This is a genomic window from Stenotrophomonas sp. a6 (genome assembly GCF_030913325.1).
GTDB classification, from domain to species: domain Bacteria; phylum Pseudomonadota; class Gammaproteobacteria; order Xanthomonadales; family Xanthomonadaceae; genus Stenotrophomonas; species Stenotrophomonas maltophilia.
On sequence record NZ_CP133161.1, the window covers coordinates 3,115,643 to 3,140,124 of the forward strand.

21 protein-coding genes are annotated in these 24,482 nt (G+C 66.1%); 9 read left to right on the forward strand and 12 right to left on the reverse strand.

Annotated features, from left to right (window positions below):
* Positions 1 to 19 precede the first annotated feature (19 nt).
* The 6 genes from Q9Q79_RS14470 to prmB form a co-directional block, all read right to left on the reverse strand.
* Positions 20 to 382 (reverse strand): VOC family protein, encoded by a 363-nt coding sequence (locus Q9Q79_RS14470; protein WP_005410482.1) that lies wholly within the window; start codon positions 380 to 382, stop codon positions 20 to 22.
* Positions 383 to 408: 26 nt separating this feature from the next.
* Positions 409 to 2,469, reverse strand: a complete 2,061-nt coding sequence (locus Q9Q79_RS14475) for a FimV/HubP family polar landmark protein (RefSeq protein ID WP_185695143.1) — start codon at positions 2,467 to 2,469, stop codon at positions 409 to 411.
* A 150-nt stretch (positions 2,470 to 2,619) separates the two neighbouring features.
* Positions 2,620 to 3,648, reverse strand: a complete 1,029-nt coding sequence (locus Q9Q79_RS14480; RefSeq protein WP_062606177.1) for an aspartate-semialdehyde dehydrogenase — start codon at positions 3,646 to 3,648, stop codon at positions 2,620 to 2,622.
* A 91-nt stretch (positions 3,649 to 3,739) separates the two neighbouring features.
* The gene (locus Q9Q79_RS14485) at positions 3,740 to 4,777 is read right to left on the reverse strand and encodes a D-glycerate dehydrogenase (RefSeq protein WP_043034819.1); all 1,038 of its coding nucleotides are present in this window, start codon (positions 4,775 to 4,777) and stop codon (positions 3,740 to 3,742) included.
* Positions 4,770 to 5,873, reverse strand: a complete 1,104-nt coding sequence (gene aroC / locus Q9Q79_RS14490) for a chorismate synthase (RefSeq protein ID WP_049397023.1) — start codon at positions 5,871 to 5,873, stop codon at positions 4,770 to 4,772. Before aroC ends, Q9Q79_RS14485 begins: the two co-directional genes overlap by 8 nt.
* The gene (prmB, locus tag Q9Q79_RS14495) at positions 5,870 to 6,799 is read right to left on the reverse strand and encodes a 50S ribosomal protein L3 N(5)-glutamine methyltransferase (RefSeq protein ID WP_005410487.1); all 930 of its coding nucleotides are present in this window, start codon (positions 6,797 to 6,799) and stop codon (positions 5,870 to 5,872) included. Before prmB ends, aroC begins: the two co-directional genes overlap by 4 nt.
* A 123-nt stretch (positions 6,800 to 6,922) precedes the next feature.
* Between prmB and Q9Q79_RS14500 the strand changes: the two genes are divergently transcribed.
* Together Q9Q79_RS14500 and asd are read left to right on the forward strand one after the other, a co-directional pair.
* On the forward strand, positions 6,923 to 7,573 hold the full coding sequence (locus tag Q9Q79_RS14500) for an SCO family protein (RefSeq protein ID WP_005410488.1): 651 nt from the start codon (positions 6,923 to 6,925) through the stop codon (positions 7,571 to 7,573).
* The gene (asd, locus tag Q9Q79_RS14505; protein WP_005410489.1) at positions 7,570 to 8,412 is read left to right on the forward strand and encodes an archaetidylserine decarboxylase; all 843 of its coding nucleotides are present in this window, start codon (positions 7,570 to 7,572) and stop codon (positions 8,410 to 8,412) included. Before Q9Q79_RS14500 ends, asd begins: the two co-directional genes overlap by 4 nt.
* A 91-nt stretch (positions 8,413 to 8,503) precedes the next feature.
* Here asd and Q9Q79_RS14510 read toward each other — a convergent pair whose 3' ends face one another.
* On the reverse strand, positions 8,504 to 8,851 hold the full coding sequence (locus tag Q9Q79_RS14510; protein ID WP_005410490.1) for a ribonuclease E inhibitor RraB: 348 nt from the start codon (positions 8,849 to 8,851) through the stop codon (positions 8,504 to 8,506).
* A 20-nt stretch (positions 8,852 to 8,871) separates the two neighbouring features.
* Entirely contained in the window at positions 8,872 to 10,476 is a 1,605-nt protein-coding gene (locus Q9Q79_RS14515; RefSeq protein WP_044570661.1) for a transglycosylase SLT domain-containing protein, read from the reverse strand.
* A 122-nt stretch (positions 10,477 to 10,598) separates the two neighbouring features.
* Here Q9Q79_RS14515 and Q9Q79_RS14520 point away from each other — a divergent pair, with 122 nt between their 5' ends.
* Positions 10,599 to 12,104, forward strand: coding sequence for a helicase HerA-like domain-containing protein (locus Q9Q79_RS14520; protein ID WP_012480897.1), 1,506 nt, complete (start codon positions 10,599 to 10,601; stop codon positions 12,102 to 12,104).
* A 79-nt stretch (positions 12,105 to 12,183) separates the two neighbouring features.
* Positions 12,184 to 12,690 carry a transcription elongation factor GreB gene (gene greB / locus Q9Q79_RS14525; protein ID WP_012480898.1) on the forward strand — a complete coding sequence of 169 codons (507 nt, stop codon included), beginning with the start codon at positions 12,184 to 12,186 and terminating at the stop codon, positions 12,688 to 12,690.
* Between the two features lie 157 nt (positions 12,691 to 12,847).
* Here the strand turns inward: greB and Q9Q79_RS14530 are convergent, their stop codons facing one another.
* Both Q9Q79_RS14530 and rimO read right to left on the reverse strand, forming a co-directional pair.
* Positions 12,848 to 13,684 carry a DUF3025 domain-containing protein gene (locus Q9Q79_RS14530; protein ID WP_012480899.1) on the reverse strand — a complete coding sequence of 279 codons (837 nt, stop codon included), beginning with the start codon at positions 13,682 to 13,684 and terminating at the stop codon, positions 12,848 to 12,850.
* Positions 13,681 to 15,042, reverse strand: a complete 1,362-nt coding sequence (gene rimO, locus Q9Q79_RS14535; RefSeq protein WP_201861796.1) for a 30S ribosomal protein S12 methylthiotransferase RimO — start codon at positions 15,040 to 15,042, stop codon at positions 13,681 to 13,683. Before rimO ends, Q9Q79_RS14530 begins: the two co-directional genes overlap by 4 nt.
* 204 nt (positions 15,043 to 15,246) lie before the next feature.
* Here rimO and Q9Q79_RS14540 point away from each other — a divergent pair, with 204 nt between their 5' ends.
* From Q9Q79_RS14540 to Q9Q79_RS14550, 3 genes are read left to right on the forward strand one after another with little or no spacing between them, the layout of a single operon-like run.
* The gene (locus tag Q9Q79_RS14540; RefSeq protein ID WP_012480901.1) at positions 15,247 to 15,918 is read left to right on the forward strand and encodes a dienelactone hydrolase family protein; all 672 of its coding nucleotides are present in this window, start codon (positions 15,247 to 15,249) and stop codon (positions 15,916 to 15,918) included.
* Positions 15,915 to 16,337, forward strand: coding sequence for an HIT family protein (locus Q9Q79_RS14545; protein WP_005410497.1), 423 nt, complete (start codon positions 15,915 to 15,917; stop codon positions 16,335 to 16,337). The genes Q9Q79_RS14540 and Q9Q79_RS14545 overlap by 4 nt, the downstream gene beginning before the upstream one ends.
* 15 nt (positions 16,338 to 16,352) lie before the next feature.
* Positions 16,353 to 16,520: a DUF5668 domain-containing protein gene (locus Q9Q79_RS14550; protein WP_005410498.1), complete on the forward strand. Its 168-nt coding sequence runs from the start codon at positions 16,353 to 16,355 to the stop codon at positions 16,518 to 16,520.
* A gap of 106 nt (positions 16,521 to 16,626) precedes the next feature.
* Here Q9Q79_RS14550 and dcd read toward each other — a convergent pair whose 3' ends face one another.
* Complete coding sequence (dcd, locus tag Q9Q79_RS14555; RefSeq protein WP_005410499.1) at positions 16,627 to 17,199, reverse strand: dCTP deaminase; 573 nt, start codon at positions 17,197 to 17,199, stop codon at positions 16,627 to 16,629.
* A gap of 78 nt (positions 17,200 to 17,277) precedes the next feature.
* Positions 17,278 to 18,132, reverse strand: coding sequence for an iron-sulfur cluster carrier protein ApbC (gene apbC / locus Q9Q79_RS14560; RefSeq protein WP_024956337.1), 855 nt, complete (start codon positions 18,130 to 18,132; stop codon positions 17,278 to 17,280).
* 213 nt (positions 18,133 to 18,345) lie between these two features.
* On the opposite strand from apbC, the gene Q9Q79_RS14565 reads away from it, so the two are divergent.
* Both Q9Q79_RS14565 and Q9Q79_RS14570 read left to right on the forward strand, forming a co-directional pair.
* On the forward strand, positions 18,346 to 21,153 hold the full coding sequence (locus tag Q9Q79_RS14565) for a TonB-dependent receptor (RefSeq protein WP_012480903.1): 2,808 nt from the start codon (positions 18,346 to 18,348) through the stop codon (positions 21,151 to 21,153).
* A gap of 361 nt (positions 21,154 to 21,514) precedes the next feature.
* Positions 21,515 to 24,337: a TonB-dependent receptor gene (locus Q9Q79_RS14570; protein ID WP_201861798.1), complete on the forward strand. Its 2,823-nt coding sequence runs from the start codon at positions 21,515 to 21,517 to the stop codon at positions 24,335 to 24,337.
* The last annotated feature ends 145 nt before the right edge of the window (positions 24,338 to 24,482 follow it).

The window sequence follows — 24,482 nt, forward strand, 5'->3', positions numbered from 1 at the left end:
ATTGCGTATGGGACGGCGCTCAGGCCGGATCGCGTTCGGACCAGACCGCCAGTTCGTTGCCACCGGGCTCGACGAACTGGAAGCGGCTGCCACCGGGGAAGGAAAACACCGGGCGCACGATCTCGCCGCCGGCGTCGCGCACGGCGGCCTCGACCGGTGCCAGTGCGTCGGCATACAGCACCAGCAGCGGTGCACCGCTGTCGCTGGCCCGCTGCGGCTGGCCGCGGAAGAAGCCGCCCTGCAGGCGGCCATCGTCGAACGCCGTGTAGTCGCTGCCGTAATCGACGAACGACCAGCCGAACACCTTCTCGAAGAAGGCGCGGCTTGCGGCCGGGTCGCTGGAAGCGAATTCAACGTAGTCGATGCGACGCTCGCGGCTCATGGCAGGGCCCTTGTCGGCAGGTTCGGTCACGGCAGGCGGGCCAGCAGTTCGCGGGCCTGGGCCTGGCTGTGCAGGTCACCGCCTTCGGCGACTTCCAGCAACAGGGTGCGCGCAGTCTGCGCGTCGCCCAGATCGAGGTAGGCAATGGCCAGTTCCAGGCGCTCCTGGCCGGCACGCGGCGACCAGCCCGCGTCGCCGGCGGGCGCGGCCGCGCTCGGCGCGATATCGTCGGAATGAGAAGCGTCGACGCTGCCGTGGTCGATGCTGTCGATGGCCTCGGGATGTACGGTATCCGCCGGAGCCTCGTTCTCATGCGCGTCAGCCGGCAGATCGAACACTCCGCGGAACTGAGGCTGCTGTTCGGCATGCAGTGCGTAGTCCGGCACCGCCACTTCGGCCGGCGCCTGCGGTACAACGCGTTCGTCCTGCAGCGGCTCGGCGACGACAACCTCGTCGCCGGTGGTTGCGGAATCGTCCCAGCGCGGCAGATCGGTCACCGCTTCGGGCAATGCCACCGCGTCCTCGTCGCGCAGTGTCTCGGCCTGCCATTCGGCCCGCACCGCGTGCTCGGCGACGGGTTCGGCGACCACCACTTCGTGTACTTCGGTTTCGGTCGCCCAGGCAGGCATCGCCGGTTCCTGGCGACCATTGTCGGCAACAGCCGACGACCACGAGGACTGCTCGGCCAGCGTATCCAGCGCCGCACCTGCCGGCACCGCAGCGGCCAGGCCGGCGGCATCGTCTTCCTCACGCAGCGGCGGCAGCGGCGACGGCTTGCGACGACGCAGCAGCCAGGCCGCGCCCGCCGCCAACAGCAGCACCGGCAGCCCCAGCCAGTACCACGGCGTTGCCGCATCACGGGAACCCGGCGCCTGTGCCAGGCGCTGCTGCGCGGCAGCCAGGTCGTTGTCCTTCATCGCGATCAACGACTGCTGCTGCTCCTTCAGCTTCTCCAGATCGGCCACGCGCTGCTTCAGTTCACCGATCTCGGCATCGCGGGTGGCGATGTCCTCACGCGCCTGGCGCAGTTGTTCATTGCCCAGCATGTCACCCTCGCTGCCGGCAGCGGTGCCGGTGGTTGTGCCCGCATGCGCGGCGTCGGACGCCAGCGCCGGAGCGATCTCAAGTCGTGCCCCGTTGGCGGCAGCCGGGGAAGAAGCGTTCGCGGTTGCCGCCTTGGCGGCCGGCGCGACCGCACCCGCCGGTTGCGGCACGGTACGCGCCTGCCGCCATTGCGCGGCGTGCTCGCGCACCAGCGCGGTGGCCTCGGCGGCATCGACAGCGGCAAGCGCGGTGCTGCCCGGCACGCGCAGCACCGCGCCCTGCTTGAGCAGATTGACGTTGCCACGGATGAAGGCTTCGGGATTGGCGCGCAGCAGGGCGATCATCGCGCGGTCGCGGCTGACCTGGTTGCCACGCGCCACCGCGCTGGCGATCTGCGACAGGGTCTGACCGCGCTGTACGGTGACGCTGCCATCGGCCGCCGGTGCAGCGACCGGCGCGGAGGCCGCACGCGGGCGTGCCGGTGCAGGCGCCACCGCAGGTGGCGGCGTAGTGGGCGCCTCTGCCGCTGGCACCGTTGCCGAAGCCGGTGCAGGTTCGCGCACGATGGTATTGGAGAGCGTGCCTGCCGGCGCGACGATCTCCGGCTCGGCCACGGCCAGCGCGCTGGACGGCGCGTCGACCAGCGCGGAGTACTCGCGCACCAGGCGGCCCTGGCCCCAGTCAGCTTCGATCAGGAAGCTCAGCGATGGCGTCTCCACCGGGGCCTGCGAGGTGACGCGCACCACCGCCCTGCCCTGCGCATTGCGGGTCAGCTCGAACTGCAGCTCGCTGACCAGCCCGGTCGGCCGTTGCAGGCCGACGCGTTCGAAGGTGACCGGCGAGGCCAGCGCCACGCGCAGGTTTTCCAGTTCGGACGGGTCCGCCGACACCACCGGGATTTCGGCCAGCAATGGCTGCCCCGGCTTGGACAGGACACGGATGTCTCCCAGGCCCAATGCGAGTGCCGAACTGCTGGCCAGGGCCAGCAGCGCGGTGGAAAGATAGAGGAGCGGGCGCTTTGCGCCCCTGGCCCGTTTATTCATGGGCGACACTATAAAGCGTGCGGACCGGGGTCCGCACCCACCGGAAAGACCCTTGAGGTAGTGCCGGCCGCTGGCCGGCATGCACTCCGGCACATGGATCACGGCAATGCCGGCCAGCGGCCGGCACTACCGGTGAGGCAACCGCTGTGATCAGCGCTGCTCGGCGGCGACCAGCTCGGCCAGCTGCACGGCATTCAACGCCGCGCCCTTGCGCACGTTGTCCGACACGATCCACAGGTTCAGGCCGCGCGGGTGCGAGAAGTCCTCGCGGATGCGGCCGACGTACACCGCGTCCGTGCCCGAGGCGTGGGTGACCGGGGTTGGGTAACCACCGGCTTCGTGACGATCCACCACTTCGATGCCCGGCGACTGCTCCAGCAGCGCGCGCGCTTCGGCGACGGTGACCTTGTCGCGGGTCTCGATCGCCACCGACTCGGAGTGGCCGTAGAACACCGGCACGCGCACCGCAGTCGGGTTCACCAGGATGCTGTCGTCGCCGAGGATCTTGCGGGTTTCCCAGATCAGCTTCATTTCTTCCTTGGTGAAGCCATTGTCCTGGAAGTCGTCGATGTGCGGGATCAGGTTGAAGGCGATCTGCACCGGGAAGCGCTGCGGATCGATTTCCTGGAAGCTCAGCAGCTGGCCGGTCTGCTTGCCCAGTTCCTCGGTAGCCGAACGGCCGCCGCCGGACACCGACTGGTAGGTGGAGACGTTGATACGCTCGATGCCGTACTTGCGGTGCAGTGGCGCCAGCGCCACCAGCATCTGCATGGTCGAGCAGTTCGGGTTGGCGATGATGCCGCGCGGACGGTTGGCCACCTGTTCCGGATTGACCTCGGACACCACCAGCGGCACGTCATCGTCGTAACGGAAGGCCGAAGAGTTGTCGATCACCACCGCACCGGCAGCGGCGAACTTCGGTGCGTATTCCTTGGACACACTGCCACCGGCCGAGAACAGCGCGATCTCGACGCCGCTCGGATCGAAGGTGGCCAGGTCCTGGACCGTGACCTTCTGGCCGTTGAATTCGATCTCGCCGCCGGCCGAACGCTCGGAAGCCAGGACGCTCAGGGTACCGACCGGGAAACCACGCTCGGCCAGGATCGACAACATGGTCTCGCCGACCGCACCGGTGGCACCGACGACGGCGACGTGGAAACTGCGCTGTGCATTGCTCATGGGGGAACTCTCACGAAAACGGGAATGGGGAAGAAACACGCACAACAGCTGGGTTCGGGGAACCTCCTCAAGCGGGGCGCGCGGAGGTTCCCTATCGTTTCCCGGTTTTTTTGCCCAGCGTCACGCGCGCGGCCATCGCCGCATCAGCGTTGATCGCGCTCGGCATGCGCGACGGGCCGCCGTCCAGGCCGAGCCCGGCAACCAGATTATCCACGGCCAGCTGTACCATCGCCGTGCGCGTGGCCAGCGAGGCGCTGCCGATGTGCGGCGTGAGCACGACATTGCGCAGCGCCAGCAGTTCGGGGCGCACCGCCGGCTCACCCTCGTAGACATCCAGGCCGGCAGCGGCCAGACGGCCTCGGGCAAGCGCGTCGGCCAACGCCAGTTCGTCGACGATGCCGCCGCGGGCGATGTTCACCAGGGTGGCTGAGGGCCTCATCTTCGCCAGCGCAGCCGCATCGATGATGTGATGCGAGGCCGGCGTGTAGGGCAGCACGGTGACCAGGTGGTCGGACTGCGCCAGCAGCGTGTCCAGGTCGACGTAGGTCGCGCCGAGCGCAGCCTCGGTCTCGGCCGGAAGGCGCGAACGGTTGTGGTACAGCACCTTCATGCCGAAACCATGCGCGCCGCGGCGGGCGATGCCCTGGCCGATGCGGCCCATGCCGAGGATGCCCAGCGTGCTGCCATGGATGTCTGCGCCAAGCATGGTCTGGAACGACCATTGCTGCCACTGGCCTTCGCGCAGCCAGCGCTCGGATTCGGTGATCCGGCGCGCGGTCGCCATCAACAGGGCGAAACCGAGATCGGCGGTGGTTTCGGTCAGGACGTCCGGCGTGTTGCTGGCGAGGATGCCGGCTGCGCTGAGCGCATCGACATCCAGGTTGTTGTAGCCGACGCCGACATTGGCGATCACCTGCAGCTGCGCGGCGTCGGCCACCTGGGCCGCACCGATGCGCTCGTTGAGGGTGATGATCGCGCCGTCGACGCCGTCCAGCTGTTCGGCGACCTGCTCGGGCGACCAGGCGGTGACCGCATCGGTGCTGCGCAGCTGCACGCGATCGCGCAGCGGCGCGATGGCCGCGTCGATCAGCGGCTGGCTCACCCACACGGTCGGCCGCGTGTCAGCCATCGATCTGCCCGGGAATGCGCGGGGTGATCGTGCCGACATCGCCGCACTGCGCGCGATGGCGCAGCGCCTGGTCCATCAGCACCATCGCCACCATCGCCTCGGCGATCGGGGTGGCGCGGATGCCGACGCAGGGATCGTGGCGACCGGTGGTGACCACCTCGACCACGTTGCCGGCGGTGTCCAGCGACGGGCCCGGCAGGCGCAGGCTGGAGGTCGGCTTCAGGGCGATCGAGGCGACCACCGGCTGGCCGGTGGAGATGCCACCGAGGATGCCGCCGGCGTGATTGCTGGCGAAGCCCTGCGGGGTCAGCAGGTCACGGTGTTCGGTGCCCTTCTGTGCGGCGCTGGCGAAACCGTCGCCGATCTCAACGCCCTTCACCGCGTTGATGCTCATCAGCGCGGCGGCCAGTTCGCCATCGAGCTTGCCGTAGATCGGCTCGCCCCAGCCCGGCGGCACGTTGTCGGCGACCACGTCCACGCGCGCGCCGACCGAATCACCGGACTTGCGCAGCGCATCCATGTACGCCTCCAGCTCGGGCACCTGTGCGGCATGCGGCCAGAAGAACGGATTGTCTTCCACCGCCGACCAGTCGAAACCAGCCGGGGTGATGTCGCCCAGCTGCGACAGGTAGCCGCGCACGGTCACGCCGAAGCGTTCGGCCAGCCACTTCTTGGCGACCACGCCGGCGGCCACGCGCATGGTGGTCTCGCGCGCCGAGGAACGGCCGCCACCGCGCGGGTCGCGGATGCCGTACTTGTGCCAGTAGCTGTAGTCGGCATGACCCGGCCGGAACTGCTGGCCGATGTTCGCGTAATCCTTGCTGCGCTGGTCGGTGTTGCGGATCAGCAGCGCGATCGGCGTGCCGGTGGTCAGGCCCTCGTACACGCCGGACAGGATCTCGACCTCATCGGCCTCGCGGCGGGCCGAGGTGTGCCGGCTCTTGCCGGTCGCGCGACGCTGCAGGTCATGGCCGAATTCGGCCGCGTCCAGCGCCAGCCCCGGAGGGCAGCCATCGATCACGCAGCCGATGGCCGGCCCGTGCGACTCACCGAACGTGGTGACCGTGAACAGCTTGCCGAACGAATTGGAGCTCACGGGCGCTGCGCCGCCAGTTCGGTGATGCGCGCGCTGTGGGCGATCAGCTCGCGGCACTCGACCGCGAAGATGCCCATCTGGCCGACCTTGAACTCGATCCAGGCGAAGTCGACTTCCGGCAGCAGCTTGATCAGGTGCTGCTCGGATTCGCCCACTTCGCAGATCAGCAGGCCGTCCTCGCTCAGGTGCAGCGGGGCGTCACGCAGGATCTTCAGCACCAGGTCCAGGCCGTCGTCGCCGGCACGCAGGCCCATTTCCGGCTCGTAGGAGTATTCCTGCGGCAGGGCATCGGTTTCGTCGTTGGTGACGTACGGCGGATTGGTGACGATCAGGTCGTAGTGGCGGCCGGTCAGGCCGTTGAACAGGTCCGACTTGAGCAGAGTGACGTTGTGCGCCTGCAGGCGCTCCTTGTTTTCTTCGGCCAGCGACAGTGCATCGTCGCTCAGGTCGACGCCGTCCACTTCCCAGTTCGGATAGTAGTGACCCATCGCAATGGCGATGCAGCCCGAGCCGGTGCACAGGTCCAGCGCACGGCTGACATCGCGGCCGGCCAGCCACGGCTCGAAGCCGCATTCGATCAGTTCGGCGATCGGCGAGCGCGGCACCAGGGCGCGCTTGTCGCTCTTGAAGCTCAGGCCGGCGAACCAGGCCTCACCGGTCAGGTAGGCGGCCGGGATGCGTTCGTCGATGCGACGCTGGAACAGCTCCAGCACGCGCAGCTTCTCGGCCTGCAGCAGGCGCGCCTGGCCATAGGCCGGGCCGAGGTCATGCGGCAGGTGCAGGCTGTGCAGCACCAGCTGGGTGGCCTCGTCCAGCGCGTTGTCGTAGCTGTGCCCGAAGGTCAGTCCGGCTTCGTTGAAACGGCTGGTGCCGTAGCGGATCAGATCGATGATCGTGTGGAGTTCGGCGGCCGTTTCAGCGGTCATGGCGGTACTGCGGGCAAAGTGGCCCCCGATTATAGGGGCTGGCGCCCGTGGCGGCATCCGTTGCGGCGGAAACGATTCGGGCCACAGCCGGTATGATGGGGCCCACTTCGCGCGGGAGCCCCCATGTTCAATCGCAACGCCGGCATCATCCTGCTGATCGCCCTGGCGGCGGGTCTCGGTCTGCTGGCCGCCCAGCAGCTGTTCGCGCCGAAGCCGCCGGCCAATGCCCCGGCCACCGAAGCGATCACGCTGTACCCGCAGCCGCGCGAACTGCCCGACTTCAACCTGGCCCAGTCCGACGGCACCCGCCTGATCCCGGGCGAACTGAAGGGCCACTGGACCCTGGTATTCCTGGGCTTCACCTTCTGCCCGGACGTCTGCCCGACCACCCTGGCCGAGCTGGCCGGCGCGCAGAACCAGTGGGAAGCCCTGCCCGACAGCCTGCGCCCACGCGTGTTGTTCATCTCGGTCGACCCCGACCGCGACAGCGCCACCCGCCTCGGCGAGTACGTGCACGGCTTCCACAAGGACACCCTGGCCGCCACCGCTGACGTTCCCTCGCTGGAGCGCTTCGCCACCTCGTTGGGCTTCGTGTTCCAGAAGGTACCGGGCAAGCATTTCGACGAGAACCCCGAGGATTACACCGTCGAGCATTCGGCCAGCCTGGCCGTGCTCGACCCGCAGGGCCGCCTTGCCGGCCTGGTACGCCCCCCGTTCAACGCGCCGGCCATTGCCCGCGACCTGCAGAAGCTGACCGAGAAAACCGCCCCATGAGCCTCACCACCGCCCTGACGTACGCCCTGCCACACCGCCTGCTGTCCTCGATGGCGCGTTCGCTGGCGTACTCGGACGATCCGCGCGTATCGCGCTGGCTGATCGACACGGTCACCCGCAAGTTCAACGTCAACCTGGACGAAGCGGCCAACCCGGACCCGCGCAGCTATGCGACCTTCAACCAGTTCTTCACCCGTGCGCTGAAGCCGGGCGCGCGCGTGGCTGACGCCGATCCGCGCAGCCTGGTGATGCCGGCCGACGGCCGCATCAGCCAGCTGGGGAAGATCGAGGCCGGCCGCATCTTCCAGGCCAAGGGCCAGTCATTCACCGCTGCCGAACTGCTGGGCAGTGACGAGGACGCCAAGCCATACAACGATGGCCTCTACGCCACGGTGTACCTGTCGCCGCGCGATTACCACCGCGTGCACATGCCGTGGACCGGCACCCTGCGTGAGACCGTGCACGTGCCGGGGCGCCTGTTCAGCGTTGGTCCGGCGGCAGTGAACGGCGTACCGCGCCTGTTCGCCCGCAACGAGCGCCTGGTCTGCCACTTCGACACCAGCTTCGGCCCGATGGTCAGCGTGATGGTCGGTGCGCTGCTGGTGTCCGGGGTGGAAACCGTGTGGAGCGGCGAGGAGATTCCGCACTATGGCGACCGCATCACCCGCAAGGACTACCGCGGCCAGGGCATCAGGCTGGAGCGCTTTGCCGAGATGGCGCGCTTCAACTACGGCTCCACCGTGATCGTGCTGCTGCCGCCAGGCGTGGCTGACTTCGCCCCGCAGTTGGGCGCTGAAAGCCCGGTGCAGCTGGGCCAGGCGCTGGCGAAGCTGCGCTGAGGCTTCGGTAGTGCCGGCCGCTGGCCGGCATCTCCGCTGATCCAACGCGTCGAGCATTGCCGGCCAGCGGCCGGCACTACCGGTACGCGCGTTACTGCAGGGACGGGGCCGGACCGACGTCCATGCCGTCGTAGTCTTCCACGCCCTTCTCCGCGGCCAGCGCTGCGAATTCCTGGTTGCGGCGGTCAAGCGAGGCTTCGTCGTGGATCTCGACGCGCTCCACATGCAGCACGTGGAACGGCGCGTCGCCCTCTTCCGGATCCTGTTCGAACAATTCCACGAAGGTGTAACCCTGCGCCTGCAGGTGCTGCGCCAGTGCCTGCAACGGCTCGGCAGTGGAGTGCACGAAGAAGTACCCCCACAGCAACGGGCCGGTGATGTCCCAGTCGGTGTTTTCGCGGAGGTTGGCGAACAGGTTGCGGGTGTCTTCGAGGTCCATGCGGATTCCAGGGTAGGGGATTACTTGTCGCAGCCCTGCAGCTTCAGCGTCTGGCCGTGGCGCAGGCTGTAGGCCGGGGCCTTCAGGCCGTTGGCACGGGCCAGGGTGGGCACGTCGCACTGGAACTTGGCCGCGATGGCGCCCAGGGTTTCACCCCGGCCCACCTTGTGGCTGCGCACCGGCTTCGGGCGCGCCGCCGGGCGCGGCGTGGCCACCGGAGCGACCGGCGTGGTCGGCACGCTGGTGGACGCGGCCGCATCGGCCACCGGCACCACGCCGCCCACGGCCACGCTCCCGGTGTAGCTGGTCGCGGTCGGGCGCTTGATTGCTGCGTTCAGATCGGCGGTGATCAGCGTCCGGGCCAGGTCGGCACGCGGGCCACTGACGCAGTTGCGCTGGTACAGGCCGGCGATGCGGGTGGTGGCATTGATCAGCGTGCCGGCCGGGATCCAGCCATCGGCCTCATAGCGCGGGTTGAGGTTGCGCAGCGCGCGCATGTAGCCATCGCGGGTGCCGTGGCTGCCCAGGCAGATGGTCAGTTCGTAGATGGTGGTCGACTTGGCCAGGCGCAGCGTGGCCGGTTGCGCGCTGATCTTCGGGAACTCCACGCCGTATTGCTGCGGGTGCAGGAAGATCCAGGCCGCGGCGATCACCATCGGCACGTAGTCCTTGGTCTCGCCGGGGAACTGGTTGTAGACGCTGTCGGTCCAGAAGCTCTGCCCGGCGCTCTGCTTGAACACGCGCGCGGCGCGGCCTTCGCCACCATTATAGGCGGCCACCGACATTTCCACGTTGTTGTTCAGTTCGCGCAGGCGTTCGTTGAGGTAGCTGGCGCTGGCTTCGGCGGCGCTGCGCGCGTCAAAGCGGGTGTCGAAGCCGGTGCCGTCCGGGCCGAGGCCGAAGCGGCGGCCGGTGGCCGGCATGAACTGCATCAGGCCCGCCGCGCCGGCGCGCGAGGAGGCATGCACGCGGCCGTTGGATTCCTTGGCCATGATGCCGAACAGCAGCGCTTCGGGCAGGCCACGCTTCTCCCACTCCGGCCACATCACCGCACGCAGGTTCTGGTAGTTCTCGTAGCTGGTCAGCAACGCCGGGCGCATGTCGGTCAGCCAGCGGCGGATGCCGGCCTGCACCGCCGGGTTGTATTCGACCATGCTGTCGAAGGCGTGCCGCTTGTCGTTCAGCAGCGCGGCAGCGCGCGCGGCCTCCGGTACGTCGGCGGTAAGCGGGCCGATGTGGTCGGGGTCGGCTTCCAGGCGATCACCGCCCTCGTCGGCCACGTCATCGCTGGCGGCCGCGTCGGCGTCGTGCTTGAGCAGGCGCTTGTAGCTGGCCAGCAGGGTGCCCATCTGGCAGCCCTTCTGCTTCACGCAGTCGTTGAGGACATCTTCCATGTCCTCCAGCGCGGCGTCGGCTTCGTTGCTGCCCTTGGGGTCGGCATTGGCGACCAGCAGCAGCGCATCGCTGTAACGCTTCTCGGCGACGGTCATGCGCTGCTGCAGCGCATCCACCTTCACCTTGTCCCGGGCCGAAACCCGCTGCGCATGGGCGTCGGGCGCCAGGGAAACCAGGCCGGCCAGGGCCAGCAGCGGCCAACCGCGGGAAATCAGGACAGGAACGGGCATTGATGGCACTGTGTGCGAAACAGGCAGGCAGAGTAGCGGCGCCGCCAAGGTCCGGGCAAGCCGACCTTCGGACCGTCACCGCCGGCGGTTAACATTGGGCTATTCACCACAAGGGCTGGACCATGGATCCGATTCTGCTCGGCAAAGGCATCACCGACGATGTGGCCGTCACCCTGCTGCCGAAACTCGGCAACCGCCACGGCCTGGTGGCCGGCGCCACCGGTACCGGCAAGACGGTGACCCTGATGACCCTGGCCGAGGGCTTCTCGCGGCTGGGCGTGCCGGTGTTCCTGGCCGATGTGAAGGGCGATGTGTCCGGCCTGGCGGTGCCCGGCACCGGCGCCGAGAACCTGCTCAAGCGCGCCGCCGAGATCGGCGTGGCCGACTACGCACCGGCCGCCAGCCCGACCATTTTCTGGGACCTGTACGGCAAGCTGGGTCACCCGGTGCGCACCACGGTCAGCGAGATGGGCCCGACCCTGCTGGCGCGCATCCTCGAGTTGAACGACACCCAGTCCGGCGTGCTCGACATCGTGTTCAAGCTGGCCGACGACCGTGGCCTGCTGCTGCTGGACATGGATGACCTGCGCGCGCTGCTCGGCCTGGTGGCCGAGGAGCGCAAGGACATCTCCACCGAGTACGGCCTGGTCAGCGCGCAGTCCATCGCTGCGATCCAGCGGTCGGTGCTGCGCCTGGCGCAGGATGGCGGCGAGAACTTCTTCGGTGAGCCGGCCCTGGAACTGGCCGACATCATGCGGGTCAATCACGACGGCCGCGGCATGATCGGCATCCTTGCCGCCGACCAGCTGGTGCTCAAGCCGAAGCTGTATTCCACCTTCCTGTTGTGGCTGCTGTCGGAGCTGTTCGAGCAGCTGCCGGAGGTGGGCGACCTGGACAAGCCGAAGCTGGTCTTCATCTTCGACGAAGCGCACCTGCTGTTCGACGATGCACCGCCGTCGCTGGTGCAGCGCATCGAGCAGGTGGTGCGCCTGATCCGCTCCAAGGGCGTGGGCGTGTACTTCTGCTCGCAGTTCCCTGATGACGTGCCGGGCAACATCCTCGGCCAGCTCGGCAACCGCGTGCAGCATGCGCTGCGTGCATTCACCCCGCGCGACCAGAAGGCAGTGAAGACTGCTGCCGAGACCTTCGTGCCGAACCCGAAGCTGGACGTGGCCAAGGTGCTCAGCCAGCTCGGTACCGGCGAAGCGCTGGTGTCCACGCTGCAGGACAAGGGTGTGCCGATGCCGGTGCAGCAGACGATGATCGCGCCGCCGCGCTGCCGGATGGGGCCGATCACCGACGCCGAGCGTGCCCAGGTGCGTGCCGGCAGCCCGGTCGGCAGCCGCTACGACACCGCGATCAACCGCGAATCGGCCGCCGAACTGCTGGCCCAGCGTGCGCAGAAGACCGTCGAACAGGCGCAGGCACCGGCCGCGCGCAGCCGCGAGCAGGACGAAGCGCAGGAAGGCGGTTTCGGCCAGGCGATCAAGGACGCGATCTTCGGCACCAAGCGCCGCCAGGGCATGATCGAAACCATGGCCAAGCAGACCACGCGCACCGTCGGCACCAAGCTGGGCAACCAGATCGTGCGTGGCATCCTGGGTGGCATCTTCGGCGGCAAGCGCTGATCCGCCACTACTGGGGTCGGATCCCTTTCCTGCGGAAAGGATCCGACCCCATCGTTCCCCTGAAAAGAAGTCGCACCACATGTCGCGTTGGCGTCCCCCTGCAGAAAAGAGTACCGCCCTGATCACCGCCTCCGGCCATGCCCGGCTGAAGGCCGAGCTGGATGACCTATGGCGTGTGCGCCGCCCCGAGGTGGTGAAGGCACTGGCCGCGGCCGCTGCGGAAGGCGACCGTTCGGAAAACGCCGAGTACACCTATCGCAAGAAGCAGCTGGGCGAGATCGACCGTCGTGTGCGCTACCTGACCAAGCGGTTGGAATCGCTACGCGTGGTTGATACCACGCCGACCGATCCGCTGGCGGTGTTCTTCGGCGCATGGGTGGAACTGGAGAACGTGGACAGCGGTGAGACCAGCCGCTATCGCATTGTCGGGCCGGATGAGACCGATGCTGGGCTGGGTTGGATCAGCATCGATTCCCCCCTGGCGCGTGCGCTGCTGAAGAAGCGGCTGGATGATGAATTTTCGGTGGAACTGCCCGGCGGCCAGTTCACCTTCGCGGTGATCAGCGTGGAATACGAACCGCTGTAGCGTCGACTGTCAGTCGACCACCGCGCGAAGCGCGGCACAAACCTCCGCAGCCGGACGGTAAGCGCACCGTGCTCCTCATCGCGGTTGATGACTCGCCGAAGCCTTCTGTCGGGCGTTCACGGCCTCGGAACGAAGAGCAGTCGACTGACAGCCGACTCTACATAGCCCCGTGCAACGGCGGCGGGTACTGGCGGCCGGCACGCAGCGGGCGGAAGTACGCGGCATCTGCATAGAAGGCGGCATCCTGTCCCTGGTGCCAGCCCGGGATTCCCGCCAGCGGCAGCGGACGCAACTGCAGGGGATCGGTCACTGCCCTGCCCTCGACGATGGCCGAAGCCACTGCGTCAACGCAGGCATCATCGACTTCGCCGTGCACCACCACGCACTTGCCGACCAGCAGGCGCCCCGGTAGCAGCGCGTGCTCCATCAGCGCGTGCCCGAATATCGCAGCGATAGCGATGTCACCACTCTGCCAGCGCGCAGGCTCGAACAACGCCGGCCAATCATGCACGTCCCATGCGGCCAACACGTCCTCATCGCGCACACGCACGATCACACCGGTTTCGTCGAACTGGGTCAGCGCGGCCTGCGCGCGATTGCGCTGGCCCGGCGGCATGGATGCGATATGCCTGCACTGCTGCACATTGAGCGCCTGCTTGAGCTGCGGGTAACGGGCCCACACCAGTGCATTGAACAGGTCATGCCAGTTGTCGACGCGGGTGGCGATGCGCCCCTGTGCGATGCGGGCTTCGTAGTGCAGGCCGTCGGCCAGCAGCGCGGCATCCTGCTCGACCAGATGCTTGCCGGGCAGCGCGAGGCGTGCCTCGAGCGCTGCAATGGACGGCCACTCGGGGCTGGCCAGCAGGTCATGGACGTCGCGCAACCCGGCAAACACCGGGTGCGCGAACACCTGCGGATCGACCGCCGCACGCGGCGGCGGCACGAAGCGGCGGACACCGCTGCCGTCACCGGCGGCGGTCGTCGCTGCGGTCACAGCATCTTGAGATCGAATGCCGGGCGGGTAGCGGCCGGCAGCGCATCGCCGTACAGGTCGTGCTCGTCGCTCTCGGTGATTTCCACGTCGACGAACTCACCCACGCGCAGCGGCACCTGGTCGGCATTCTGGATGTGCACCAGGCCGTCGATCTCCGGCGCATCGGCCTTGGAACGGGCCACGGCGATATCGCCTTCGATGGCGTCGACCAGGCACGGCTGCACGGTGCCGATCTTGGCCTCCAGGCGCGCAGCTGAAATCTGCGCCTGCTTCTCCATGAAACGGGCCAGGCGCTCCTGCTTCACTTCTTCCGGCACCGCATCGGGCAGATCGTTGGCGGTGGCACCCTCGACCGGCGAATAGGCGAACGCGCCCACGCGGTCCAGCTGCGCTTCGTCGAGGAACGACAGCAACTCTTCGAACTCGGCCTCGGTCTCGCCCGGGAAGCCAACGATGAAGGTGGAACGCACAGTGATGTCCGGGGCGATGCGGCGCCAGTTCTGCACGCGCTCCAGGGTCTTTTCGACCGCACCGGGGCGCTTCATCAGGCGCAGGATGCGCGGGCTGGCGTGCTGGAACGGGATGTCCAGGTACGGCAGGATGCGGTTCTCGGCCATCAGTGGCACCACCTCGTCCACGTGCGGGTACGGGTAGACGTAGTGCATGCGCACCCACGCATCCAGCTCGGACAGACCTTCGCACAGTGCCTTCAGGCGGGTCTGGTAGGCCTTGTTGCGCCACATCTTCTCGGCGTACTTCACGTCCACGCCATAGGCCGAGGTGTCCTGCGACACCACCAGCAGCTCGCGCACGCCACCACGCACCAGGCGCTCGGCCTCACGCAGCACCTCGTCGACCGGGCGCGAAACCAGCTTGCCGCGCATCGACGGGATGATGCAGAAGCTGCACTTGTGGTTGCAGCCTTCGGAAATCTTCAGGTAGGCATAGTGGCGCGGGGTCAGCTTGATGCCGTAGTCCGGCACCAGGTCCACGAACGGATCGTGCTTGGGCGGCAGTGCTTCATGCACCGCTTCCATCACGCTCTGGTAGTCCTGCGGGCCGGACACCGCCAGCACGTTCGGGTAGGCCTCGCGGATCTGCTCCGGGCGCTTGCCCAGGCAGCCGGTGACGATGACCTTGCCGTTCTGGTTCATCGCCTCGCCAATCGCGTCCAGCGACTCGGTCACCGCCGAATCGATGAAGCCGCAGGTGTTGACCACCACCACGTCGGCCGAATCGTAGGACGGGACGATGTCGTAGCCCTCCGAGCGGAGCTGGGTAAGGATGCGCTCGGAATCGACAAGGGCCTTCGGGCAGCCAAGGCTGACGAAGCCGACTTTGGGGTTCAGCTGGGACATGGAATCGCGGGACTCTGGAGGCCTGGGCCCCTGCCGGCATGGCAGGGGTTCCTGGGGGCCGGGGCCTGAAAGGGCGCCAGTATACCGGGGTTGGCGGCCGGGCTCTGAACGGCCAGCCGCCCGATCGCGCACAGCCGCTGACACCGCGCTAACCCTCGCAGCACCGACAATGCAGTCCTGTCCCTGCAACGAGAGTAGATGAAGATGGCCGAGTGGATCACCCTGGATACGCACCACGGCCCCGTCCGGGCCTGGCAGGCACTCCCCGAGGGCACCGCGCGAGGCGGGCTGGTGGTGGTGCAGGAAATCTTCGGCGCCAACCCGCACATCCGCGGCGTGGCCGAGCGCTTCGCCGCCGAGGGCTATGCGGTGCTGGCACCGTCGTTCTTCGACCTGGTCGATGGCCCCGATGCCGACCCGGACGCCCTGCCCTACGACGCCGACGGCGTGAAGCAGGGCCTGGAACGGGTCAGCGCGCTGGGCATGGAGAAGGCGCTGGAAGTGGTCCGCGCGGCAGCCACCCGGCTTGCCCCCTACGGCAAGGTCGGCACCGTCGGCTACTGCTGGGGCGGTACGGTAGCGATGCTGTCCGCAGTGCGCCTGGGCCTGCCCTCCGTCAGCTACTACGGCGCGCGCAACGTCCAGTTCCTCGATGAGACGCCGAAGGCGCCGGTGATCTTCCACTTCGGCGCCCAGGACCGCAGCATCCCGCCGGAAGCGGTCCAGGCCCATCGCGAGAAGCTGCCGCAGATGGCCACCTTCGTCTATCCGGCCGACCACGCCTTCAACCGGGAGGTCGGACATGCGTATGATCCAGACAGCGCCGCCCTGGCGCTGCAACGCACCCTGGACTTCTTCTCGGAGCATCTTGGATGAGCGAATTCGAACTCGATTCACGCCTGGCCACCGATAGCGTGCTGGTGGCCGAAGGACCGTTGTCGCAAGTGCGGCTGATGAACGACGAACGATTCCCGTGGCTGGTACTGGTACCGCGCCTGGCCGGGGTCACCGAGTGGATCGAGCTGGACGGCGAGCAGCAGGACAAGCTGCGCACCGAGCTCAACCGCGCCTGCAAGGCCCTGAAGGGCGCCGACGGGGTGGAGAAGATCAACATCGGCGCGTTGGGCAACATCGTGCGCCAGCTGCACTTCCACGTGATCGGCCGCCATGACGGTGATCCGGCCTGGCCGGGCCCGGTCTGGGGCAGCGGTCCCGCGCACCGCTACGAAGCGGCCGCACTGGACCAGCATGTCGCCTACTGGAAGGAACGGCTAGGATATCCGGCCCACACCTGAGCCTTCGCCGACCCGATGCGATTCAACCTCGTTGCCGCCATCCTGCTGATCCTGATCGGCCTGTTCATGCTCGCCAGCAACCTCGGCTGGACGCACCTGAACCTGTCCAAGCTGCTGCTGACCTGGTGGCCGGTGGCGCTGGTGGGTGTCGGGATCGCGATGCTGTTCGGGCGCGGAAAATAACGAAGGCGGCGCATTGCGCCGCCCTCGTTCATGCAGAGCCGAGCCATGCTCGGCTGCCCCGCCTTGAAGCCGAGCATGGCTCGGCTCCACAAACCGCCTGCAATCTTCAGGTCCGCGGCAGGGTCACACCGGTCTGGCCCTGGTACTTGCCGCCACGATCGCGGTACGACGTCTCGCAGATGTCATCGGCCGCGGCCTGGAAGAACAGCATCTGTGCAACGCCTTCGTTGGCGTAGATGCGCGCCGGCAGCGGCGTGGTGTTGCTGAATTCCAGGGTGACGTGGCCTTCCCATTCCGGCTCCAGCGGCGTCACGTTGACGATGATGCCGCAGCGCGCATAGGTGCTCTTGCCCAGGCACACCACCAGGGTGTCGCGGGGGATGCGGAAGTACTCGACGGTACGCGCCAGCGCGAAGCTGTTCGGCGGAATGATGCACTCGTCGGCGGTAATGTCGACGAAGCTGCCCGAGTCGAAATGCTTGGGATCGACGATGGTCGAGTTGATGTTGGTGAACACCTTGAACTCGCGCGAGCAGCGCACGTCGTAGCCATAGCTGGACGTGCCGTAGCTGACGATGCGCTCGCCGTTGGCCTGCTTGACCTGCCCGGCCTCGAACGGCTCGATCATGCCGTGCTGCTCGGACATGCGGCGGATCCAACGGTCACTCTTGATGCTCATGCTTTGTCCTGGGGGATACGAGGGGCGCGAGGATTCTAGCAGGGGGCCGGGCATCGCCGACGGCACCGGCCGAGGTGCTTACAGCAGCGACGACAGGATCGGAATCGACGCCCGCGGGCGCTTGCCCACTTCCTCGATCAGGCGCTGCGCGGCATGGCGGTAGGCCTGCGCCGGCACCGAATCGGGCTGCGCCACGGTGATCGGGGTACCGCTATCGCCCTGCTCGCGGATGCCGATCTGCAGCGGCAGCGATCCCAGCAGCGGCACGCCGTACTGCGCGGCCATGCGCTCGCCACCGCCCTCGCCGAACAGATGCTCGACATGCCCGCAGTGGCTGCAGGTGTGCACGGCCATGTTCTCGACAATGCCCAGCACCGGCACCTCGACCTTCTCGAACATCTTCAGCGCCTTCTTCGCATCCAGCGTGGCGATGTCCTGCGGCGTGGTGACGATCACCGCACCGGCCAGCGGGATCTTCTGGGTCAGAGTCAGCTGGATGTCGCCGGTGCCCGGCGGCAGGTCGATCAGCAGGAAATCCAGGTCATCCCACAGCGTGTCGTTGAACAGCTGGGTCATTGCCGAGGTGGCCATCGGACCGCGCCAGATCATCGGCGTGTCCTCTTCGATCAGGTAACCGATCGACATCGTGTCCACGCCGAACGCGCGCAGGGGCTCGATGCTCTTGTTGTCGGGACTTTCCGGCCGCCCGGACAAGCCCAGCATGGCGGGCACGCTGGGGCCGTAGATGTCCGCGTCCAGCACGCCGACACGTGCGCCCAGCTGCTGCAGCGCCACGGCCAGATTGACCGCGGTGGTCGACTTGCCCACGCCGCCCTTGCCGGAGCCGACCGCGATGACATTGCGGATGCGGGCATGTGGCGTCAGTCCCTTCTGGACCTGGCTGGCATGGGGGCGGCGGGGGGAACTGTTCACAACGGGCACCAGCTGTATCAGGGGGAATAACCCAACATCATACAAGCTGGACGTAGCCTGACTGAAATTCAGGATTGCTACAGATTCGTGCACAGATTGTTAAGTTCATGTTACGTTCCTGAAGCACTGTTTTGGGCTGCGGAGCTGGTTTCCAGCGCGCACGATGGCGCATGCGCAGTGCCGATTTTTGTTTTTGCTCTCTATTGGAACTACATGAAATACGCAAGCAACACCGCACGTCGCAACACGCTCGCCGTCGCCCTGATTTCCGCCCTGATGGCCGCCGCCCCGGCAATGGCCCAGGACAAGGCGACCAACCTGGACAAGATCACCGTCACCGGTTCGCTGATCCCGCAGACCCAGGTTGAAACCCAGACCCCGGTGATGTCCATCACCGCCGAAGACATCCAGACCCGCGGCTTCAGCAGCGTTGCTGAAGTGCTGCAGCAGTCCTCGCTGACCACCGGCGGCCTGCAGGGTGGCCAGACCTCGGGTTCGTTCACCCAGGGCGCTGAAGCAGCCGGCATGTTCGGCCTGAACCCGGGTTACACCAAGTACCTGATCAACGGCCGCCCGATGCTCTCGTATCCGGCGCTGTACAACGGTAGCGACACCTTCAACAACATCAGCGGCATTCCGATCGACATCGTCGAGCGCATCGAAGTGCTGCCCGGTGGCCAGTCCTCGCTGTACGGCTCGGACGCGATCGCCGGTGTGGTCAACATCATCCTGAAGGAGCGCATGGACGGCGGTACGATGACCGTCCGTGGCGGCACCTACACCGAAGGCGGCGGCAGCAATATCCGCTTCAGCGCAGCCAAGGGCTTCAACGCGTTCGACGACCGCTTCCACGCGCTGGTCAACGTGCAGATCGAGAACGGCAGCCCGATCTGGGGCTACCAGCGTGACATCACCAAGCAGAACAACCCGGTCGGCTACACCGCGCAGGTGCCGTCGAACGACTTCGCCGTCATCACCAATGCAGACAACAAGCTGCTGATGATGGACCCGAGTCGCTGCGCCAACGTGGCAGGCCTGTACGACGGCACCACCGTCGTCGGCAAGCGCGCGTCGGGCGAGTCCTGCGGTTCGGTGTACAGCGCCGGCTACAAGACCCTGAAGAACGGCAAGAACAGCGGCCAGTTCTACTCGTCGATGACCTTCGACGTGAACGACAACTTCCAGCTGTTCGCCGACGTGCTGTACAGCAAGGAAAAGACCGAGTTCACCTCCGGCTCCAGCGCCCTGTGGTGGGGCACGAAGTCGGTCATGGGTGGCTTCTACGACCAGGGCGCAGGCAAGGTCGTGAACCTGCAGCGCGCCTTCGCGCCGGAGGAGATCGGCGAGGGCGACTACAACAACATCCTGAACTCCGATGAGAGCCGCGCCTACCAGGTCACCTTGGGCGGCAAGGGCATGGTCGGCGACTGGGATTACAGCGCCAGCTTCACCCGTGGCGAGTACCGCCTGGACCAGAACCGCTTCGTGCGCTGGAAGGACAAGATCGAGGACTTCTTCGGCCAGACCGTGCTGGGCCCGCGCCTGGGCACCTACACCGACCCGAAGGACCCGACCGCCACGTTCGGCATCTACAACCCGAACTACGCTGCCTTCTACTCGCCGATCACCCCGGACCAGTTCGCCAGCTTCACCGGCTACGGCACCCACCGCAGCAAGACCTGGCAGAACCTGGGTCGCGTGCAGGTGACCAACGGCTCGCTGTTCAGCCTGCCGGGCGGTGACGCCGGCCTGGCCGTCGTGCTGGAAGGTGGCAGCGAAGGTTGGGACTACTCGCCGGACCAGGCCTTCGTCGACGGCAACGTGTGGGGCACCACCGCCGTCGCGGGCGCCGGCCACCGCAGCAACTACGCGGTCACCAGCGAACTGCGCATGCCGCTGCTGGAGAAGCTGACCGTCAGCGCCTCGGGCCGTTATGACGCTTTCAAGATCGCCGACAAGACCGTCGACAAGGCCACTTACAGCATCGGCCTGGAATTCCGTCCGATCGAGAGCCTGCTGCTGCGCGGCAAGTACGGCACCGCCTTCCGTGCACCGACCCTGTCCGATGCCTTCCAGGGCATGAGCGGCTCGTACTCGTCCGGCCAGAATGACTACTACCGCTGCAGCCAGCTGGGCTACGGCCTGCGTGACGAGGCCTGCTCGTTCTACAAGAACACCTCGGTGTACAGCGAAAAGTCCGGCAACCCGGACCTGAAGCCGATCACCGCCGACGTGTGGAGCGCAGGCGTGGTGTGGGCCCCGGTGAGCAACTTCTCGCTGTCGGCCGACTACTACAACTGGAAGATCAAGAACGAGGTCAAGACCCTCAGCACCGACCAGCTGCTGCTGGCCGAGTACCAGTGCCACAACGGGCTGCCGAACAACACCTCGGCCAGCTGCCAGAACGTCACCGACTGGGTGTCGCGCGATGCCGGCGGCAACCTGACCCGGGTGTACACGCCGAAGCTCAACGTCGCCAGCCAGAACCTGGAAGCGGTGACGGTGGCGGCCAAGTACCAGCAGGATATCGGCCGCTTCGGCTCGCTGATGTTCTCCGGCAACTACACGAACATGCTGAAGCGTGAAGTGCAGCCGATGCCGGGCGCCGCCAAGCTCGACCTGCTGAGCGATCCGTACAACATGTGGTACTACGACAACTTCGCCAAGGTCCGTGGCGATCTGTCGGTGGCCTGGAACATCGCCAAGTTCACCACCACCGTGTACGCCAACTACGTTGGCAGCACCCCGAACTACCTGGCCTACACCGGCCGCAGCTACGGCTATGTCCACTCTTCCGGCGCCAAGGCCGGCAAGTGGGGTTCGTACACCACGTACAACCTGAGCATGAACTACCAGGCACAGGACGATCTGGTCCTGTCGCTGATGGTCAACAACGTGTTCAACAAGCTGCCGGAAGGCCAGCGCTACAACTACCCGGGCAACGAATCGACCCCGTTCAATGACGGCTTCTACAGCGTCTACGGCCGCCAGATCTCGGCCCAGGTCAAGTACAACTTCTGATCCCGTCGTTTTCCGGACTTCGTGTCTGGACCAGGCCCCGCTTCGGCGGGGCCTTTTTTTTCCTTCTATGCGGCATGGGGAAAGCCCGCGACGTATCGATTGTTAATGTCAGTTGAATTTATCAAATATTCATTTTCCCTGCTTTCCGATAATCCGGAAAACGGCAGAAATGCCTGTGGAGAAGGGGCTTTTCACCAAGCGCGCAACCGTCCGTCACCGACCGTTACAGAACTGCGCAAGGCACGTTAAGCGTGTGTTACGTTGACGCTACGCCGCTAAACCGCATAGGCAAAGCAGCTGAACAGAATCGAAATCCCAGGAAAGGGATACACGCGTCATCACGATCACACGGAGTAATCGCATGTCTCGTCGTCGCTTCGCATTCTCGCACCACCCGCTCACCCACGCCGTCGCCTGCGGCTTGTTGCTGGCCGGCAGCAGCGCCACCGTACTCGCCCAGGACAGCAGCAAGGCCGCGACCAACCTCGACCGGGTCACGGTCACCGGCTCGCTGATCCCGCAGACGCAGATCGAAAACCAGACGCCGGTGCTGACCATCAGCGCCGAGGCGATTCAGGCGCGCGGTTTCTCCAGCGTTGCCGAAGTGTTGCAGCAGTCCTCGTTGACCACCGGCGGCCTGCAAGGCGGCCAGACCTCGGCATCCTTCACCCAGGGTGCTGAAGCGGCTGGCATGTTCGGCTTGAACCCGGGCTACACCAAGTACCTGATCAACGGCCGCCCGATGCTCTCGTATCCGGCGCTGTACAACGGCAGCGACGCGTTCAACAACATCAGCGGCATCCCCATCGACATCGTCGACCGCATCGAGGTGCTGCCCGGTGGCCAGTCATCCCTGTACGGTTCGGACGCGATCGCCGGCGTGGTCAACATCATCCTCAAGGAACGCATGGACGGCGGCACGCTGAACGTGCGCGGCGGCGCCTATTCCGATGGCGGTGGCGCCAGCTTCCGCGTGAGCGGCGCCAATGGCTTCAACAGCAAGGACGATCGCTTCCGCGCCTTGGTCAATGTGCAGTATGAAAAGACCAACCCGATCTGGGGTTACCAGCGCGACATCACCAAGCAGAACAATCCGCATGGCTACACGCGCCAGCTGCCCTCGAACGACTTCCTGGTCTTCGACGCGGATACCAATGATTTCCTGATGATGGATCCGAACAACTGCGCCGGCGTTTCCGGCCAGTTCGGCGGCACCACCATCCTCGGTACGCGCCGCGCTGGACAATCCTGCGGCTCCGCGTTCGGTGCGGGTTACAAGACGATCAAGAACAGCAAGGAAAGCAGCCAGTTCTATTCGTCGCTGACCTACGATGTGAATGACAACCTGCAGCTGTTCGGCGATGTCCTCTACAGCTACGAAACCGTCAAGTACAACACCGGTGCCGGCTACAACTACTGGGGCACGGATATCAGCATGGGTCCGTTCTTCGATCAGTCCAGTGGTCGCTATCTGGGGCTGCAACGCGTGTTCGCACCCGAAGACATCGGCGGCATTGGCTACCGCGACATCATGAATACCGACCGCAGCAAGTCCTATCAGGTCACGCTCGGTGCACGCGGCGCGATCGGCAGCAACTGGGACTACGAGGCCAGCGTCACCCGCGGCGAGTACAAGCTCAACGAGCGTGGCTATGCACGCTGGAACGACCCGATCAACAACTGGTTTGCCGACAACGTGCTGGGACCGGTGCTGGGCCAGACCGACGACGGCTACAACATCTACAACCCGAACTGGGGCGCTTTCTATTCCCAGCTGCCGCAAGGGGCCTTCCAGAGCTTCACCGGCTTCACCACCAGCCGCAGCCGCACCTGGCAGACCCAGACCCGCGCGCAGATCACCAACAGCTCGCTGTTCAAGCTGCCCGGTGGCGACGCCGGCTTTGCCGCCGTGGTTGAAGGCGGCAGCGAAGGGTGGAACTACACGCCGGACGTGCGCCTGACCGACGGCACGGTGTTCGGTACCACCTCGGTGGCGGGCAACGGCCATCGCAGCAACTACGCTGTCACCAGCGAACTGCGTCTGCCGTTGCATGACATGCTGACGGTCACCGCTTCCGGCCGCTACGACAACTTCAAGATCGCCGGCCATACCGTAGACAAGCCCACCTACAGCATCGGCCTCGAGTTCCGCCCCTTCGAAAGCCTGCTGGTCCGCGGCAAGTACGGCACGGCGTTCCGCGCCCCGTCCCTGCCCGATGCCTTCCAGGGCAAGAGCGGCTACTACGCCAATGGGTCCAAGGATTACTACCGCTGTGGCCAGCTCGGGTTCGATCCGTCCAACACGGTCGACTGCCGCTACGGCAGCGTGTCGGTGTTCGGCACCCAGTCGGGCAATCCGGAGCTGAAGCCGATTACCGCCGATGTGTGGAACGCGGGCCTGGTGTGGGCGCCGATCAACAACCTGTCGGTGTCCCTGGACTACTACAACTGGAAGATCAAGAACGAGGTCAACACCCTCAGCTCCGACCAGTTGCTGCTGGCCGAGTACTACTGCCGCAACGGCCTGACCAACACCGCCGGCGCCACCTGCGAGGAAGTGGCCAACTGGGTCACCCGTGATGCCACCGGCGCGCTGGAGGAGATCTACACGCCGAAGCTGAACGTGGCACGGCAGAACCTCGAGGCGGTCACTGCCAGCTTCAAGTACGTACAGGACATCGGTCGCTTCGGTTCGCTGCAGTTCTCCAGCAACTACACCAACATGCTCAAGCGTGAACTGCAGCCGCAGCTCAACGACCCGTTCCTGGATCTGCTGGGCAACCCGTACGCAATGTGGGTGTACGACTCCTACGCCAAGGTCCGGGCTGACGGCTCGATCGGCTGGGCGATCGACAAGTTCACCACCACGCTGTACTTCAATTACATCGGCCGCACGCCGAACTACCTGTCCTACCTGGGCCGTGGCTATGACTATGTCGATCCGACGTCCGGCTACAAGGCTGGCAAGTGGGGCTCTTACACGACGTACAACCTGAGCGTGAACTACCGCGCGATGGACAACCTGACGTTCTCGCTGATGGTCAACAACCTGTTCAACAAGGTGCCGGACAACCAGCAGCACTCCTACGCGGGCAACATCGACGTGCCGTACAACAACTCCCTGTACAACGCCTACGGACGGGCGATCTACGTCCAGGCCCAGTACGACTTCGGCGGGAAGTAAGCGCAGCCAAGCGCACATGGAAGCAGAAGCCCCGCTCCGGCGGGGCTTTTTTTTGCCTGCGTGGGTCTTCCACCGCATCTCTCCGGATGCTGCGCGTCGGTGACCATCCCCGATCGTTCGCGGCTGGATTCATGAATGTCAGAAA

Coding starts and splice junctions, on each gene's coding strand:
- Q9Q79_RS14470 (WP_005410482.1), bottom strand. CDS start 382: ATGAGCCGCGAGCGTCGCATCGACTACGTTGAATTCGCTTCCAGCGAC.
- Q9Q79_RS14475 (WP_185695143.1), bottom strand. CDS start 2,469: ATGAATAAACGGGCCAGGGGCGCAAAGCGCCCGCTCCTCTATCTTTCC.
- Q9Q79_RS14480 (WP_062606177.1), bottom strand. CDS start 3,648: ATGAGCAATGCACAGCGCAGTTTCCACGTCGCCGTCGTCGGTGCCACC.
- Q9Q79_RS14485 (WP_043034819.1), bottom strand. CDS start 4,777: ATGGCTGACACGCGGCCGACCGTGTGGGTGAGCCAGCCGCTGATCGAC.
- prmB (WP_005410487.1), bottom strand. CDS start 6,799: ATGACCGCTGAAACGGCCGCCGAACTCCACACGATCATCGATCTGATC.
- Q9Q79_RS14500 (WP_005410488.1), top strand. CDS start 6,923: ATGTTCAATCGCAACGCCGGCATCATCCTGCTGATCGCCCTGGCGGCG.
- asd (WP_005410489.1), top strand. CDS start 7,570: ATGAGCCTCACCACCGCCCTGACGTACGCCCTGCCACACCGCCTGCTG.
- Q9Q79_RS14510 (WP_005410490.1), bottom strand. CDS start 8,851: ATGGACCTCGAAGACACCCGCAACCTGTTCGCCAACCTCCGCGAAAAC.
- Q9Q79_RS14515 (WP_044570661.1), bottom strand. CDS start 10,476: ATGCCCGTTCCTGTCCTGATTTCCCGCGGTTGGCCGCTGCTGGCCCTG.
- Q9Q79_RS14520 (WP_012480897.1), top strand. CDS start 10,599: ATGGATCCGATTCTGCTCGGCAAAGGCATCACCGACGATGTGGCCGTC.
- greB (WP_012480898.1), top strand. CDS start 12,184: ATGTCGCGTTGGCGTCCCCCTGCAGAAAAGAGTACCGCCCTGATCACC.
- rimO (WP_201861796.1), bottom strand. CDS start 15,042: ATGTCCCAGCTGAACCCCAAAGTCGGCTTCGTCAGCCTTGGCTGCCCG.
- Q9Q79_RS14540 (WP_012480901.1), top strand. CDS start 15,247: ATGGCCGAGTGGATCACCCTGGATACGCACCACGGCCCCGTCCGGGCC.
- Q9Q79_RS14545 (WP_005410497.1), top strand. CDS start 15,915: ATGAGCGAATTCGAACTCGATTCACGCCTGGCCACCGATAGCGTGCTG.
- Q9Q79_RS14550 (WP_005410498.1), top strand. CDS start 16,353: ATGCGATTCAACCTCGTTGCCGCCATCCTGCTGATCCTGATCGGCCTG.
- dcd (WP_005410499.1), bottom strand. CDS start 17,199: ATGAGCATCAAGAGTGACCGTTGGATCCGCCGCATGTCCGAGCAGCAC.
- Q9Q79_RS14565 (WP_012480903.1), top strand. CDS start 18,346: ATGAAATACGCAAGCAACACCGCACGTCGCAACACGCTCGCCGTCGCC.
- Q9Q79_RS14570 (WP_201861798.1), top strand. CDS start 21,515: ATGTCTCGTCGTCGCTTCGCATTCTCGCACCACCCGCTCACCCACGCC.